This is a genomic window from Bacteroides sp. HF-162 (assembly GCF_015679285.1).
GTDB lineage: Bacteria > Bacteroidota > Bacteroidia > Bacteroidales > Bacteroidaceae > Bacteroides > Bacteroides uniformis.
The window spans coordinates 323,082-339,974 of sequence record NZ_CP064937.1 but is presented as its reverse complement, the minus strand read 5'-3'; the positions used below and the strand labels follow the sequence as shown (position 1 = coordinate 339,974).

Below are 16,893 nucleotides of genomic sequence, written 5' to 3'. Positions count from 1 at the left end.
AGAAGCAGAAAGTGCCTATGGACTAAAACATATCAAAACAGGTTGCACCTTTTCAAAATGAAAAGGTGCAACCTGTTTCTTTTTATACTTATGTAGTTTGTATTTTGTTGATAATTAATGATGTATGTCATGCGCGCTCTTTTTGGCACATATTTGGCATATTCCCGGCAGACAAAAATATGTAGTAACATTTTAAAAGGTAAAAACATGGGAATAACAGTATCATTTATTTTTTGCCTATTGAGCGGCTTGTTCGCCTTTTGGCTTTTCTGGAAATGTGTAGATTGGTTTGAGAAGATTTAAAAGAGAGAATTATGTACACAGCTTTATTTGTATTAGGTATTGTAATGTTCGGGTATCTGACTTATGTGCTGATAAGACCCGAAAAGTTTTAATGAATGGAGAGTGGAGAAATGAACACTGAAATTTTAGGTGTAGCCTTGCAGATTGTTCTGCTGATTGTGATATCCTATCCTCTGGGAAAGTATATTGCCAAGGTTTACAAAGGCGAAAAGACATGGTCGGATTTCATGAAGCCGGTCGAGAGATTGATTTATAAAGTGGCCGGAGTCAATCCGGAGGAAGAGATGAACTGGAAACAGTTCTTGAAAGCCCTGCTGATTCTGAATGCCTTTTGGTTTGTATGGGGCATGGTGCTACTCTGTACACAGCAGTGGTTGCCGTTAAATCCGGATGGAAACGCTAACCAGACACCGGATCTGGCATTCAATACATGTATCAGTTTTATGGTGAACTGTAATTTGCAGCATTATTCCGGTGAAAGCGGACTGACATATTTTACACAGTTGTTCGTTATTATGTTGTTCCAATTCATTACCGCCGCTACCGGTATGGCAGCTATGGCAGGTATCATGAAGGGTATGGCTGCTAAATCGACGAAGACTATCGGTAACTTTTGGAAGTTCTTGGTTTTGAGCTGTACACGTGTATTATTACCGCTTTCGTTGATTGTGGGCTTCATCCTCATTCTACAAGGTACTCCGATGGGATTTGATGGTAAGCTGGAAGTTCAGACGATGGAAGGGCAAACCCAGTTGGTTTCACAAGGTCCTACGGCAGCCATTGTTCCTATCAAGCAATTGGGTACGAACGGTGGCGGTTACTTTGGATGTAACTCTTCACATCCGTTGGAAAATCCTACTTACCTGACGGACATTGCAGAATGCTGGTCTATCTTGATTATCCCTATGGCAATGGTCCTTGCACTTGGTTTTTACACCAGACGCAGAAAGATGGCCTACTCTATCTACGGCGTAATGCTTTTTGCTTTTCTTGTCGGTGTTTGCATCAACGTTTCGCAGGAGATGGGAGGTAATCTGCGCATTGATGAGATGGGAATTGCCCAAGACAATGGAGCAATGGAAGGTAAGGAAGTCCGTTTAGGGTCTGCTGCTACTGCTCTTTGGAGTATTGTGACTACAGTTACTTCCAATGGCTCTGTAAATGGTATGCATGATTCAACGATGCCTCTTTCCGGTATGATGGAAATGCTGAACATGCAGATTAATACGTGGTTTGGAGGTGTGGGTGTAGGTTTCATGAACTATTATACATTCATCATTATCGCCGTATTCATCAGTGGACTGATGGTGGGACGTACTCCGGAATTCCTCGGTAAGAAGGTAGAGGCGCGTGAAATGAAGATTGCTACCATTGTGGCACTGCTTCATCCGCTTATCATCTTGGGCGGTGTGGCACTTTCTTGCTTTTTGTTCGCTCATTATCCTGAATTTGTGGCAGGTGAAGGCGGCTGGTTGAATAATCCCAGTTTCCACGGACTGAGTGAGCAGCTTTATGAATATACTTCGGCTGCGGCCAATAATGGTTCTGGCTTCGAAGGATTGGGCGACAATACTTACTTCTGGAACTATACTACCGGCTGGACGCTGATTTTAGGACGTTTCTTGCCTATCGTAGGTCAGGTAGCCATTGCTGGTCTGTTGGCCGGAAAGAAATATGTTCCGGAGAGTGCCGGTACGCTGAAGACGGATACAGTAACTTTCGGTGTGATGACTTTTGCCGTTATCTTTATTGTGGCTGCCTTGTCATTCTTCCCGGCACATGCATTGAGTACGATTGCTGAACATTTCAGTTTGTAATAGTAGTTTGTAAAAAGTAATTTCATAGGTATGAAAGATAATAAATCAGCTTCTCTGTTTCAGAAGGAGCAAGTAATGGAAAGTTTGAAGCAATCATTCGTGAAGCTGAATCCACGGGTGATGATAAAGAATCCGATTATGTTTACGGTGGAAGTCGTAACGGTTGTCATGCTGATTGTCTGTTTCCTTTCATTAGGTACTTCGGAATATGGAGCGTTCGGATATAATTTCTTGGTATTCATCATCTTGTTTGTGACGTTGCTGTTTGCTAATTTTGCTGAAGCCATTGCTGAAGCGCGTGGTAAGGCCCAAGCTGACAGCTTGCGTAAAACCCGTGAAGAGACTCCGGCTAAAGTGCTGGTTGACGGTAAGATCCATACCGTTAGCAGTTCACGTTTGAAGAAAGGTGACTATTTTATTTGTGAAGCGGGAGATACGATTCCTGCCGACGGTGAGATTGTGGAAGGTTTGGCTTCCATTGATGAAAGTGCCATTACCGGTGAATCTGCTCCGGTAATCCGTGAGGCCGGTGGTGACAAGAGTTCCGTAACTGGTGGTACAAAAGTTCTTTCTGATAAAATCAAGGTACTGGTGACGCAGCAACCGGGTGAGAGCTTTCTTGACAAGATGATTGCTTTGGTAGAAGGCGCTACTCGCCAGAAGACTCCGAACGAGATAGCATTGACTATTCTTCTGGCCGGTTTCACCTTGGTATTCGTCATTGTATGTGTGACGTTGATTCCTATGGCCGACTATACGAATATCGACCATCCGGGAACTTATATCTCCATTGCAGCCATCATTTCTTTGTTTGTCTGCTTGATACCGACTACTATCGGCGGACTGCTTTCTGCCATCGGCATTGCGGGGATGGACCGTGCTTTGCGCGCTAATGTAATCACAAAATCCGGTAAGGCAGTAGAAACAGCCGGTGATATCGATACCTTGTTGCTTGACAAGACCGGCACCATTACAATCGGTAACCGTAAAGCCACCAAGTTTCATTCGGCTTCGGGTGTTGACGAGAATTTGTTCGTAGAGGCTTGCTTGTTGTCCTCACTTTCTGACGAGACTCCGGAGGGTAAGTCTATCATTGAACTGGGACGTGAAAACGGTCATCGTATGCGTGATTTGAATACTACCGGTGCTCATATGATTAAGTTTACAGCCGAAACAAAATGTTCGGGTGTGGATTTGCAGGATGGTACTCAGATACGTAAAGGCGCATTCGACGCTATTCGCAAGATTGTGGAAAATGCCGGAAACAAGTTCCCGAAAGAGATTGAAGAGGTGATTGCTGTAATTACCAGCAACGGTGGAACTCCGCTGGTGGTATGTGTCAATCAGAAAGTTACTGGGGTAATTGAGTTGCAGGATATTATCAAACCGGGCATTCAAGAACGTTTTGAGCGTCTTCGCAGGATGGGTGTGAAAACTGTGATGGTGACCGGTGACAACCCTTTGACAGCCAAATATATTGCAGAGAAAGCTGGAGTAGATGATTTCATTGCTGAAGCCAAGCCGGAAGACAAGATGGAATATATCAAAAAAGAACAGCAGGCCGGTAAGCTGGTGGCTATGATGGGTGACGGTACAAACGACGCTCCCGCCCTTGCACAAGCTAATGTGGGTGTGGCAATGAACAGCGGTACGCAGGCAGCCAAAGAAGCTGGTAACATGGTGGACCTTGACAACGATCCGACGAAGCTAATTGAAATTGTGGAGATTGGCAAACAGTTGTTAATGACACGCGGTACGTTGACTACCTTCTCCATTGCGAACGACGTTGCCAAGTACTTTGCTATTATCCCTGCTTTGTTTATGGTAGCCATCCCTCAGTTGGCTCCTCTGAACATTATGGGACTGCATAGCCCTGAAACGGCCATTCTCTCGGCTGTCATATTCAACGCTATCATTATTCCTATCTTGATTCCGTTGGCTTTGAAAGGTGTTCAGTATAAGCCGATCGGTGCCAGTGCGCTACTTCGTCGCAATCTGTTGATTTATGGTGTGGGTGGCGTCATTGCTCCGTTTGTCGGCATCAAACTGATAGATATGATAGTTAGTCTGTTTTTTTAAAACTTGGATAAAATGAAAACTCTTTGGAAATCATTTAAAATAACAATTGCATTTTGCATATTTTTCTCTCTGTTCTATATCCTTGTCTTGTGGATATTTGCACAGTTCGCCGGTCCCAACAAGGGAAATGCAGAGGTGGCAACACTCAATGGTAAAGTGGTAGGTGCAGCCAATGTAGGCCAGATGTTTACGCAAGATATTTATTTCTGGGGACGCCCATCTGCGGGTGATTATACAGCCGATGCTTCAGGTGGTAGTAACAAAGGACCTACGAACGATGAATACCTGGCAGAAGTGGAAGCCCGTATCGATACTTTTCTGGTACATCATCCTTATCTGAGCCGCAAGGATGTGCCTGCTGAAATGGTAACCGCCAGTGGTTCCGGTCTAGACCCACATATCACACCTGCTTGTGCTTATGTACAAGTGAAGCGTGTGGCTCAGGCACGTGGCATGAACGAGGCTGAAGTGAAAGCCATTGTAGACAAGAACATCAGCAAACCCTTTTTGGGGGTGTTTGGTACGGAAACTGTCAATGTGCTGGAACTGAACATTGCATTAGAAGAAGCCGATCAGAATAAATAATTTTTTAGTTGTGTTTGTCATGTGTTATGGGCAGGAGCGGAAGTATTTCTGTTCAGGCAGCGAAAGACTGTCATTTTACAGGGGGAGCCGAAACTTCCTTCCTGCCTTTCAACGATTGATTAGTAATGGTAAATAAATAGTTGGATATGAAAAGTTTAAAAATATCAATTCTAGTTTTTGCGAGTATGGTAGCTGCTTGTTTTATGGGAACCGGCAAAGTGCAAGCTCAGGAATTTACAATACAAGGTGATTTAGTCAGTTCTTATGTTTGGCGCGGCTTTTACCAGACGGGAGTCAGTTTTCAGCCCACTTTGGGTTTTGGGGTCGGTGATTTTTCTTTGACGGCATGGGGCTCTACCGATTTTGACGGAGTTTCTTCAGGAGAAGGGGCTGCGGCTAAGGAGATTGATTTGACGGCTGCCTATGCTTTGGGAGAATCAGGTCTAACTTTTTCTGTTGCCAGCTTGTGGTGGGGCGGACAAGGAGCAAGAAAGTATTTTAATTTTAAGAGCCACGAAACAGCTCATCACTTTGAAGCGGGATTAGCCTATACATTGCCGGTTGAAAAGTTTCCTTTGTCAATCGCTTGGTACACTATGTTTGCCGGAGCTGACAAAGATGACAAAGGCAGGCAGAATTATTCTTCGTATGTTGAACTCAACTATCCGTTCAGTGTTAAGTCTGTAGATTTGAACCTGACTTGCGGATTTCTGCCTTATGAAGCTGGGGTAGGAGTATATGGCGTTCCTAACAGCGGGTTTGCCGTAACCAATGTGGCACTGAAAGGTATTACGGAAATCAAGATTACTGACAATTTCTCAATACCTGTATTTGCACAAGCCATTTGGAACCCTCGTATGGAAGATGCACATCTGGTATTCGGCTTTACTTTAAGGCCATGATTTATTTAGATATAACTTTAGAACTCATGAATTAGTGTTGGATGCCCGTGGCGGTCGTGATGATCGTTACGGGTTATATGGCATATATAGGACAAGTAAAAAAACAGAAGAAATGAGTAGGGAAGAAAGCGTACAGCATTTTCTTGATTTGATTAAAAAGTCGCGGCGTGGCAAGTTCAAAGTCTACATCGGCATGATTGCCGGTGTAGGTAAATCTTATCGTATGCTTCAGGAAGCACACGAGTTACTTGACAACGGAGTAGATGTGAAGATAGGCTATATAGAGACACACGGGCGTGCCGGTACGGATGCCATGTTGGAAGGATTGCCCGTTGTTCCTCGTCGTAAGATATTCTATAAAGGGAAAGAGCTGGAAGAAATGGATTTGGATGCCGTTATCCAGATACACCCTGAGATAGTAGTGGTGGATGAACTGGCACATACCAATGTGGAAGGTAGCCGGAATGAGAAACGCTGGCAGGATGTGATGGATTTGCTTGATGAGGGTATCAATGTGATTTCCGCCGTTAACATCCAGCACATTGAGAGTGTCAATGAAGAAGTGCAGGGCATTTCGGGTATTGAGGTGAAGGAACGTATTCCCGATAGCGTTTTGCAAGAGGCAGATGAGGTGGTGAATATTGACTTGACTGCGGAAGAATTGATAGCCCGTCTGAAAGCTGGAAAAATTTACAAACCGGAAAAGGTCCCTACTGCCTTGAACAATTTCTTCAAAACGGAAAATATTCTCCAATTACGTGAACTGGCTTTGAAAGAGGTGGCTTTACGGGTGGAAAAGAAGGTGGAGAATGAGGTGGTTACCAGTGTGGGAGTCCGTCATGAGAAGTTTCTGGCATGTATCAGCAGCAACGAGAAAACACCACGACGCATTATTCGTAAAGCTGCACGTTTGGCAACCCGCTACAATACTTCGTTTGTCGCCCTTTATGTACAGACTCCCAGAGAAAGTACTGACCGTATCGGTCTGGCAAATCAAAGGTATTTGTTGAACCACTTCAAATTGGTGACTGAACTGGGGGGGGAGGTTGTTCAGGTACAATCGTCGGATGTGTTGGGAAGCATTGTGGATACTTGTAGGGAGAAACAGATAACAACTGTCTGCATGGGAAGTCCGTCACTTTCTTTTCCGAAATCATTGTTTATGATATTGAAATACCGAAAATTTGTGCGTGATTTGGCACAAGTAAACATAGATTTGATTATACTTGCATAATATTAATTCTTAGGAACATTATGAATATTCGTACAAAATTGATACTCAGCGTAGGGGTGTTGGCTGGAATGATTATTTTGCTAGTTGCTCTTTCTGTGGTGAATCTACAGATACTGACGGCTACGGAGCCGGATAGTCCTGCTGCTGTACCGGGATTGCAACGTGCATTGCTCTGGATTTCTGTGATAGGTGGGGTGTGTATTTTTGCCAGTATCATATTATTGGTATGGCTTCCCCGTTCCATCAGCAAACCTATTCAAGAACTGACACGTGGGATTCTTGAAATAGCGAACCATAATTATGAGAAACGTCTGGATATGAGTGGACACGAAGAGTTTCGTGAAGTGGCTGATGGTTTTAATCGGATGGCGGAACGACTGACGGAGTATCGCGCCAGTACGCTGAACGACATACTTTCTGCTAAGAAATTTCTAGAAGCTATTGTGAATAGTATTGATGAACCTATTATTGGCTTGAACCGTAATAGGGAAATTCTCTTTATCAATAATGAGGCTTTAACTGTGCTGAATTTAAAACGGGAAGAGGTAATTCGCCGTTCGGCTGAGGAGCTTTCTTTGAAGAATGATTTGCTTCGCCGTTTAGTTCGTGAATTGGTAACTCCGGGTGAAAAGAAAGAACCGTTGAAAATTTATGCAGACAATAAGGAGAGTTATTTTAAAGCTTCTTACATTACCATTATAAATACAGAGGCTGATGATGACGAACCTCATAATCTTGGTGATGTAATTTTACTGAAAAATATTACAGAATTCAAAGAACTGGACAGTGCCAAGACTACTTTTATCTCGACTATTTCTCATGAACTGAAAACGCCTATATCCGCTATTCTGATGAGTCTGCAGTTGTTGGAGGACAAGCGGGTAGGGGTGTTGAACGACGAACAGGAGCAATTGTCGAACAGCATCAAGGAAAATGCTGATCGCCTTCTTGGGATTACCGGGGAATTATTGAACATGACGCAGGTGGAAGCCGGTAAATTGCAGATGATGCCTAAGATAACGAAGCCCATTGAACTGATAGAGTATGCTATCAAGGCCAATCAGGTACAAGCTGATAAATTCGGCATTCAGATAGAAGTGGAGTATCCGGAAGAAAAAATGCCTAAATTGTTTGTCGATAGCGAAAAGATTGCTTGGGTACTCACCAATTTGTTGAGTAATGCTATCCGCTATTCCAAAGAGAACGGGAGGGTGGTTATCGGCGCCAAGCATGACGAGGATTTTGTGGAAATGTATGTGCAGGATTTTGGAAAAGGTATCGACCCGCGTTATCACCAGAGCATTTTTGACCGTTATTTCCGAGTGCCGGGCACTAAAGTGCAAGGTAGTGGCTTAGGACTTTCCATTTCGAAAGACTTTGTGGAAGCTCATGGCGGTACATTGGCTGTCCAGAGTGAGCTGGGTAAGGGGAGTCGCTTCGTTATCCGGTTGAAAGCGTAACGTTTTCTATTTTTTACGGTACTGTTGCGGAGACATGCCGGTTTGTTTCTTGAAGAATGTTCCAAAATAAGAAGCATTGGGAAAATTGAAGAAGTCGGCGATTTCCTGGATGTTTTTCTGGGTGTTCTTGAGTAGTGAGATGCTTTTACGGATGATGGATTTAAATATCAGTTCCTGCACCGTGAATCCGCAGACGGACTTGGATAGTGCAGAGAGGTATTTGGGTGACAAGCAGAGTTTGTCTGCATAAAACTCTACGCCGCGTTCTTCCGTGTAGTGTGCATCTATCAGCTGAATCAGCCGGATAAAGATTTCATGTTTGTGGCCAACCGTTGTTTTTAGGTTCATCAGTTTACGGTTGTAAATGGAACAGATGCGGTATGTAAGTCCCAGTAGAAGCAGTCTTTGTTCGTAATCATTAAAGGTGTTGTTGTCCAAGTGCAGGGTATTGTCCAATAGGGACATGTATTTCAAAACTTCTTCTTCATCTCCGGTGTTCCATACGTAGCATGGTTCAGTCCGGAGCTGCATGTATAGGTACATGGCTGCCACTGAATTGCCTATGATGTCCCGTATCGGTTCTATCTGGTAAATGAATATGAATAGTTGCAGGTCTTCCGATTCGCTCAACACTTGGAAGAGAGAATCTTCCGGGATGAAAACTGTTTCGCCAGCTTGGGCCGAGAATGCTTTCATGTTAAGTGAAAAGGTGAAGTTGCCTTGGCGGCAGACCATCAGTCCTGCTCCATTAATCATAAAAGGTTTTTTCAGGGAGGCAGGAAAGGAGCAGAGCATACCTTCTGAACTACAAATGTTTTCTCCGTTTGACAATGCGCGGTCTAAGTGGGATAAACGTTCTTGTTGGGTATCCATAACAGACAAAATTACAGGTTATACTGAAAATTGTCTGCTAAGTTAGTAATTTTCGTTTAGGATACCGCACGACAAGCACAAATATCATGCAAAACAAGCAGGCGTAGAGTGTCCATCCTGCCATTTCCTTTACAGCAGAGAGGGTGGCCTGCACTTGGATGCGTCCTTTGGTGGATATGGCAGCCATGCTGATTGCTTCTTGTTTACTCTTTCCCTGATATTGCATACCTTGTACGGTCTGGGTAAACGAGGTGGATGCTTCGGGGTGCAGCATGTCTACATTCTGTGCATAGCGGGTGACGTAGTGCTGTTGGCGTTCTTGCAGTACATTCGTATAGAGTGCGGCTCCGATGCTGGGAGCCAATACCATGCGTACGGTAAGCATGGTACATATCCAGGAAGAAAGATATTTGTAAGGCATGCGTTGGGTGGCGTAGGTTGGAATCAGCGAATAGAGGAACATCATACCGGTAGAACGGATGATGACCGGATACTTCATCCGTTCGTACAGTCCTGCACCTTGTACCTCGAAATACATGAACATGGCGGAAAGCCCCAATAGAAGGAAACCGGCGGCAAAGAGATATTTGAAGTGTACGCCTTTTACGCTGAGCCAGATGGTGGCTATACCGCCGATGAGGTAGCCCAGCATGGACCAGTTGCCCAGGGTGGCATTCTGGAAGTTGTCCAGTTTCATGCCTATGCCCGTGAATACATTGACAAACATGGCGCTGGAATTCAGTACCATTAACAGAAAATAGAATAGGAAACCCATACGGATGGTACGCAGTTTGAATACATCGAGCTGATAGTAAGGATTGCGCTGGGTAGACTCGATATAGAGAAATATGCCGCCAGCAATGATGGCGCAGACTGTGGCCCATTGTATGGTTGGGTCATCGTACCAGTCGAGCACTTTGCCATAAGTAAGCACGTAGGTAATGCAGGCCAGTGTGATGCAGAAGATGGAGGCATTGCCGAACTGCTTGAAGTTGATGGGGAAACGGCGGGTGGTATATTTATGATAAGGCATAGTAATGAAGGTGATGAGGATACAAAGTAATAGTAGCCCCATCATAAAGTAGTGTATGTACTGCCATTCATATTCAAAAGCGAGCCAGGCGGTGAGCGAGGTTCCCAATTGCCCCAGTACCATGAAGAATAGGTAGATGGCGGGTTGTGCCGCACTCCGTTCGATGTCCAGCTTGTCCCAGCCTTCGTCAGTTGTGGGCTCGTTGCCGGGTGTAATTTTGTCGTACGCCTCGATATGCCCTGCATACTTTATGAGGGTGAAGAGGTTGACCATCATCAGCACCATTCGTAGGAATCCCATAAAGATGCTGCATAGTGCCAGCAGGAAAACGCTGTCTGTCTTGGCACAGATATAGCTGAAGATGTACATCAGGGAGAATCCTGCCAGGCACATCATTTTCTGCCGGCGTATGACTACCAGCCTATACAGAAAAGGGCAGAATGCTGCCATGCCAATGGAAGTGGCGAAGTTGGCAAACTGGATATGCTCGGAAATGATGCCGAGTTCGCTTATCATTTCGGTGCTTGCCACCGAGTAGGTACCGCCCACAGTCAGTATCGGCAAAAAGAATACGAATAGGATGATGATACCTACCGGTTTGGGTACCCAGTTGTAGAAAGGATAGTTCTTGGGGTATGAGGGCATGGGGATAAGGGTTAAGGGGTTAGGGATTAAGGGTTAAAGATTAAGGATTAGGGGGTAAGGATTAAGGAGTTGGTTGCCTTAATCCCTAACCTCTAATCCTTAATCCCTATTTTTTTGTTTTCGCTTTGACTATTACCATCATACCGGCGGCAAGGCTACTGTTGTCTTCTTTAGACAAATCGGTAAAGTCGATGCGGACTGGGATGCGTTGTTGTATCTTCACGAAGTTACCGGCAGAATTATCCGTGGGCACTAGGGAATACTTGGAACCAGTGGCTCCGGAGATAGCAGTGATTTTCCCTTTGAACTCTTTGCCGCTGATGGCATCAACGGTAATGACTACTTCTTGGCCCAAGTGCAGATTCTCAATTTGGGTTTCCTTGTAGTTGGCTATAATCCACTTTTGTGTGTCAGGCAGAATGTAGGTGATGGTTTGTCCGGCAGTAATGAATTGTCCTTCTTCAAGAGTACGCCGTCCCAATTTCCCATCACAAGGAGCTACTACTACGGTGTAGGAGAGGTTCAGCCGTGCCATTTCGAGTGCGGCTGTTGCCCGTTGTATGGCAGCTTCTGTATTTTCACGGCGATGTGACACTTCGTTCACACCCGACAAGGCAGCTTTCTGTTGTCGTTTCACAGCTTCCAACTTCTTGTGGGTAGCTGCATATTCGGTTTCTATCTGTTCCAATTGAATGGGGGTGGCAGCGTTTCTCTTCACCAAGTTCTGGTATCGCTGGCGGTCTTTCTCCAGCTTGGTAAGGCGGATTTCTATCTCTGCTATGGAGGCGTCGTAGACAGAGGCTGTAGTTTGCGTGGTTTGTAGTGTAGCACCAATGACTGTGGCGCCGGCTTGTGCATCCTTGAGTGCAGCTTCAGCTTCCATGACTCTGATTTTATATTCCCGGTCGTCCAATATAAGTAAGGTATCTCCTTTGTGTACTTCTTGGTGTTCTGTGAAACAAATTTTCTTGATATATCCTGATGCGCGCAGATTGACGGGAGATATGTATTGTTCAATCTGTGCATCATTACTGGTTTCCGTCCGTTTGTAGTTCAAAAAGAGGCAGGTCACTTGAATTATTCCCCAGATAAGGATAGCTATTCCTAATAGGCTGACAACGATTTGCCAACGGCGAAGCTTCTTCAATTTCCGTGCTTTCTCTTGATGGGTACTTGCGGTGTTATTGTTCTCTTTTGTTTCCATATCTTCTATATTATATTGTTTACTCATTATTATATATATATCCGTCCTTGAATACGGACTCTATTCATCTTCCTCTTTAAGGAATTGAGGGGCTCAACGTCTCCAGCTGTCCCGTCAGCTTCAGCAAAGTCAGATTGGTTATCCGGTAATTGTAGTGGGCACTGATATAGTTGTTTTGGGCTTCGCTCATCCGCATTTCGTCCTGCAACACTTCGGTCATTGAGGCGATTCCTTCCCGATAACGGTCCATGGTAACGGTATATACATCTTCAGCAAGCAGATAATTGTCCTTCTGCTTCTTAAAGTTACGCTGGCTGTTCATCAGGTCATTGGTAGCATTCAGATATTGTGTCTGAAGATTTTTTCGGGTATTCTCTTGAGCGAGTTTGATGTTCTCTATGTCAATGGTTGCCTTGCGCATCTTGTAGCGTTTGTCCAGTCCGTCGAAAATGGGAATGCGTAAGGAGAGGCCCACTCCATAGGAGCGATACCAATGGTTGGAAGGGCCGGAATGGAACCAATGGTAAGCTTTGTCTGTATAGGCGGAGAACATCCAGCTTCCTGTCAGGTTCAAGGAGGGGATGTAACCGTTGCTGATTATTGTTTTTTGCTGTTCAGCAAGTTGTTTTTGTGATTGCAACAGCTGGAGTTCATATAGTGTTTCGGACAGCCCGGTGAGTGCTGCGGGCGTAATCGTTTCTGTATTCACTGGTACCAGTGCTATTCTTTCTTCCGCCGGATAGTCGATAATGTATTTAAGTAGATTCAGCTGCTGTTCCATCATGGCTTGTGCGTTGTCGTGCTGCACCTTGAGGTTCTCCAAGTTGATGTTGACGCGTTTCACATCTACTTCCATAGCCATGCCGTTGTCATAGAAGGCTTGAGTGATATCTCTCAACTCTTCCAGGCGAGTGATATTGGCTTTTATCAAAATAATCTGTTCAGCTGTAACCTGTCCTAAATAGTACATTTGACTAATTTGGAGGATGAGGTCTTCTCTTGCCTTTCCATAAGAAAGGCGATTCATCTCATCCATGGTTTTGGCTATGGATAGAGTGGTGTAGAGTGTCTGGTTATAAAGTGGTATCTGCAACTGTAATCCAAAGTTGGCGTTGTATTGCAAGGTTTGGGTTACATTGTAGGGATTGCCATACGCTGAACCGTCGGTAACGGAGACGGGTGGATCGATATTGTCGTTATAGTTGGCAAAACCATTGATTTGGGGCAGCAGTTTGGCTCGATTCTCAGAGATGCCGTATTTCCCTTTTTGTATTTCCTTCCGTTTGCTTTGCAAGGACAAGTTGTTTTCGATACCTATTTTGAGGCAGTCCTCCAAGGTTAGGGTATCTTGTGCTTTTGTGCCTAGTGCAAGCAGACACAGAAAGGAAAATGTGAACAGTTGTCTTTTCATAATAGTCACTTGATATTTGCACACAAAGTTAGTGGCTTAAAATGCAAGAGGACTATCCATATATCAACTGTTTGTATTCATATTTTCCTTTTTACTATAATTTGAAAACAAACCATAGCGCAAACCGAGTACTAAAAACAAAAAAGACCGCCAAGAGTGGAAGCCTCCTAACAGTCTAAATCTTCTTTGTAGCGGGACCCGGGATTGAACCGGGGACCTCATGATTATGAAACCGGGCTGTACCGATGTCTTCCTATTTCTTTGCGTTTCACGCTCTTACTTAAATGGCTCTTTTTCAAGGGCAAATATAATATTTCTTTTTCATCCGTAATCACGTTATTTCTTCTGTTTTCCGGTGATTTGTGCAATTTTCGTGCAAATGGTCGTTTTTAGCCCCAATTTCATATCAGATACCTAACACTATATTCGCATCAATATTGAGTTTCCGGCTTATTTCACGAGCTACTTTAAGGGTAGGCTCGCAACGCCCCGTAAGATAGTCGCTGACACGTGAAGGACTTACTTCAAGAAGTTCTGAAAGTTTCACCTGATTCAATCCCATTTCATACATACGAAGTTTTATCACATCCACTAAAGAAGGTGATTTTATCGGATAGTGTTCATCTTCATAATCCGCAACAAGTTCTGACAACAAATCCAATTCTATCAGATTCTTGTCATTCAAAGGCGTATTGTCATCAACCAATGGCAGAAGTTCTTCTATTCTCTCCATTGCTGCCTTATAAGCAGTTTCATTTTGAATCTTTGCCATACGTCTATATATTTTTAGCGTCAATTACATCATATTCGGCATGAGTACCGATAAAGCGAATCAAGATTTTGCTTCTCGCTATTATTCTCATGCTCTTTGTTGTTTATGCAAAAGTAATCTCTTTATTATTGAAATACAAAACATTCTACTGAATTTCAGAATATATATATTCGATGTTACCTTAAAATATTTCCAAAACAATACTGCAAACGTTATTAAAAAATGCCTGTAAATACCTTTTGAAAGCCCCGTTTAACTTATAATTCCCAAAATTGGAGGATATATTACCGGTAAACAATTCCGTTTACAAGTAATTCAAACATCATGATTAAAATCATTAAAAACGGCGTTGTTGTGTCGGTTGTACTCGACACTCGCACCATTAATAAAGAAGGTACTTATCCGGTAAAAATCAAAGTGTATTATCAGGGCAAACCAAAGTATTATTCAGTCGGTATCTGCTTGACTTCAAAAGAAGAACTTGAAGAAGCGCTTGAAGGCAAGTCCAAAGAGTGCAGAGATATTCAGGAAGAAATCGGGAAGGAACTCAGCCGTATTCTAAAGAATGTGGAATATCTGGCCGAACGCGGAACTTTCTCTTTTGACCGTCTGAATACAAGACTTGGAAAAAACATCGGCGGTACTATCAATGAAATGCTTGAAGCCAAGATAAAAGAACTGGATGAAAACAACAAGTTTGGTTCCAAGACTTTTTATCAAAGTACGCTCTCGCTGATTAAGCGGTATAAAAGGAATAATGTACCAATTCGGGATATTACAGTTGAGTGGCTGCGTGATTTTGAAAAATTCTGCCTGAAAACAGTCAGTCAGACAACTTTGGCTATCAATATGAGAAATATTCGTGCTATCATGAATATTGCCAAATCTGCCGGAGTGATTAGAGAGGCTGATTATCCTTTCGGGAGAGGCAAATACCAGATAAAGGAAGGTGTAGGCAAGAAAAAAGCACTCAACAAGAAACAACTCAAAGCTATCGCCAATTATTCGGACGGTAACAAGTTCACTGAGTTTTATCGTGACTTATGGCTATTCATCTATTTCTGTAACGGTATCAACGTTGCCGATTTGATAAACCTAAAATTCTCTGACATTCAAAACGGAGAAATTTCGTTTATTCGTGAAAAGACCAAAGACAGAACTCGTGACACAAAACGGATTTATGCACCGATAACTCCTGAAATGCAGTCTATTATTGAAAAGTGGGGGAACAATCCGAGAAAGAGTATTTATATATTTCCTTTTATGAAAGCCGGTGATGATGCTTGGGAACATGAGAAGAAAAAGAAGAATCTCACCAAACATATAAATGACAGAATGAAAGTCATCGGTGAAAAGCTGAACATAGGCAAGATTACAACATACATGGCGAAACATCATACAATCTCTATCTAATTGAAAATTAAACAGTTATTTCTGTTTAATTAATATCAGGTAACGATTTAGAAACGAGCGAATTACAATATTCTGTTTTCTTTTGCCTCTGTCAAAGAACGATTCTTTCAATGCAAATATACACTTTACTTGTGACAAAAGCAATCTTTTTCTACATTTAATCGACTTACAGTCAGCCTTAAAGAGGGTATCTGGTCTCATTCCATCTTCTTCCTCAAAAATAACATAGCAGTCTAAATTGGTTTATGTATGGGATAGGTCTTGTTCATTCGATCCGGTAGACTACTATACATAAAAGTATAAAGGCGAGATACGACAAGGAGATGCCATGCTTTTGTGTAAGGGGAATCTCTCTTAGCTTATCGCAGACCATGTATAGCTAAGTGTTTTGAGAATAAACAGTCTGTAAAAAACGGAAAGACACCGATTATGGGCCGTATCACCATCAATGGAACCCAAGCCGGTTTCAGTTGTAAGAAAGAAGTGTCCCTCGCTTTGTGGGACGTCAAAACCAACCGGGCCAAAGGCAAGTCCGAGGAGGCCCGTACACTCAATCAGGAGCTTGACAATATCAAGGCGCAAATCACCAGGCACTACCAGTACATCTGCGACCACGACAGTTTTGTTACAGCCAAGAAAGTCTATAACCGCTATGTCGGCTTCTCAGAGGAATGCCACACCCTTATGAACCTTTTCAGGGAACAGCTGGAACCGTATAAAAAGAAAATCGGCATAGAGAAAGCCGAAAGCACCTACTGCGGTCTGGTTGCCGATTACAAGAGTCTCCTGCTTTTCATGAAAAGCAAGAAGAATGCAGAGGATATTGTCATCGAAGAACTTGAGAAATCATTCATCGAGGATTACTACAACTGGATGCTCGGTACATGCGCTTTGGCAAACTCCACTGTCTTCGGGCGTGTCAATACCTTGAAGTGGCTGATGTATATCGCGCAGGAAAAAGGCTGGATACGGGTTCATCCGTTCGCATCATTCGAGTGTATGCCCGAATACAAGAGGCGTTCTTTCCTTTCCGAAGAGGAACTGCAAAGGATAATCCATATAGAACCGAGATACAAACGCCAGCGTGCCATGCGCGACATGTTCCTGTTCATGTGCTTCACCGACTTATTACAGTAGAAGCAAGAAAGAGAAAAGCGATGTA

Annotated in this window: 13 protein-coding genes and 1 pseudogene; 9 read left to right on the top strand and 5 right to left on the bottom strand. The window is 43.5% G+C overall.

The features are described 5' to 3' along the window. The first annotated feature begins 314 nt into the window (after positions 1–314). From kdpF to ITJ87_RS01350, 7 genes are all read left to right on the top strand, one after another. Entirely contained in the window at positions 315–395 is an 81-nt protein-coding gene (gene kdpF / locus ITJ87_RS18940) for a K(+)-transporting ATPase subunit F (RefSeq protein ID WP_055305132.1), read from the top strand. 18 nt (positions 396–413) lie between these two features. Continuing rightward, positions 414–2,120, top strand: coding sequence for a potassium-transporting ATPase subunit KdpA (kdpA, locus tag ITJ87_RS01375; RefSeq protein WP_117966695.1), 1,707 nt, complete (start codon positions 414–416; stop codon positions 2,118–2,120). Positions 2,121–2,150: 30 nt separating this feature from the next. After that, complete coding sequence (kdpB, locus tag ITJ87_RS01370; protein WP_117966662.1) at positions 2,151–4,199, top strand: potassium-transporting ATPase subunit KdpB; 2,049 nt, start codon at positions 2,151–2,153, stop codon at positions 4,197–4,199. Positions 4,200–4,211: 12 nt separating this feature from the next. Continuing rightward, the gene (locus ITJ87_RS01365) at positions 4,212–4,784 is read left to right on the top strand and encodes a K(+)-transporting ATPase subunit C (RefSeq protein ID WP_005824709.1); all 573 of its coding nucleotides are present in this window, start codon (positions 4,212–4,214) and stop codon (positions 4,782–4,784) included. A 146-nt stretch (positions 4,785–4,930) separates the two neighbouring features. Further along, positions 4,931–5,686 carry a hypothetical protein gene (locus tag ITJ87_RS01360; protein ID WP_034529308.1) on the top strand — a complete coding sequence of 252 codons (756 nt, stop codon included), beginning with the start codon at positions 4,931–4,933 and terminating at the stop codon, positions 5,684–5,686. Positions 5,687–5,798: 112 nt separating this feature from the next. Beyond that, positions 5,799–6,920 carry a sensor protein KdpD gene (locus ITJ87_RS01355; RefSeq protein WP_117966659.1) on the top strand — a complete coding sequence of 374 codons (1,122 nt, stop codon included), beginning with the start codon at positions 5,799–5,801 and terminating at the stop codon, positions 6,918–6,920. A gap of 20 nt (positions 6,921–6,940) precedes the next feature. Continuing rightward, positions 6,941–8,380, top strand: coding sequence for a PAS domain-containing sensor histidine kinase (locus tag ITJ87_RS01350; protein WP_117966656.1), 1,440 nt, complete (start codon positions 6,941–6,943; stop codon positions 8,378–8,380). Positions 8,381–8,386: 6 nt separating this feature from the next. Here the strand turns inward: ITJ87_RS01350 and ITJ87_RS01345 are convergent, their stop codons facing one another. The 5 genes from ITJ87_RS01345 to ITJ87_RS01325 all read right to left on the bottom strand — a co-directional run bounded on the left by ITJ87_RS01345 (position 8,387) and on the right by ITJ87_RS01325 (position 14,318). Beyond that, positions 8,387–9,253, bottom strand: a complete 867-nt coding sequence (locus ITJ87_RS01345) for an AraC family transcriptional regulator (RefSeq protein ID WP_117966654.1) — start codon at positions 9,251–9,253, stop codon at positions 8,387–8,389. A 37-nt stretch (positions 9,254–9,290) separates the two neighbouring features. Further along, positions 9,291–10,931, bottom strand: a complete 1,641-nt coding sequence (locus ITJ87_RS01340; protein WP_117966651.1) for an MFS transporter — start codon at positions 10,929–10,931, stop codon at positions 9,291–9,293. A 106-nt stretch (positions 10,932–11,037) separates the two neighbouring features. After that, the gene (locus ITJ87_RS01335) at positions 11,038–12,135 is read right to left on the bottom strand and encodes an HlyD family secretion protein (RefSeq protein ID WP_117966692.1); all 1,098 of its coding nucleotides are present in this window, start codon (positions 12,133–12,135) and stop codon (positions 11,038–11,040) included. 76 nt (positions 12,136–12,211) lie between these two features. Then, positions 12,212–13,546, bottom strand: coding sequence for a TolC family protein (locus ITJ87_RS01330; RefSeq protein ID WP_117966648.1), 1,335 nt, complete (start codon positions 13,544–13,546; stop codon positions 12,212–12,214). A gap of 406 nt (positions 13,547–13,952) precedes the next feature. Beyond that, positions 13,953–14,318 (bottom strand): type II toxin-antitoxin system HigA family antitoxin, encoded by a 366-nt coding sequence (locus ITJ87_RS01325; protein ID WP_117966645.1) that lies wholly within the window; start codon positions 14,316–14,318, stop codon positions 13,953–13,955. A 324-nt stretch (positions 14,319–14,642) separates the two neighbouring features. Between ITJ87_RS01325 and ITJ87_RS01315 the strand changes: the two genes are divergently transcribed. Beyond that, positions 14,643–15,731: a site-specific integrase gene (locus tag ITJ87_RS01315; RefSeq protein WP_229135115.1), complete on the top strand. Its 1,089-nt coding sequence runs from the start codon at positions 14,643–14,645 to the stop codon at positions 15,729–15,731. A gap of 375 nt (positions 15,732–16,106) precedes the next feature. Next, positions 16,107–16,859 (top strand): annotated as a pseudogene (locus ITJ87_RS01310) (phage integrase SAM-like domain-containing protein); the annotation flags it as partial. Positions 16,860–16,893: the final 34 nt, after the last annotated feature.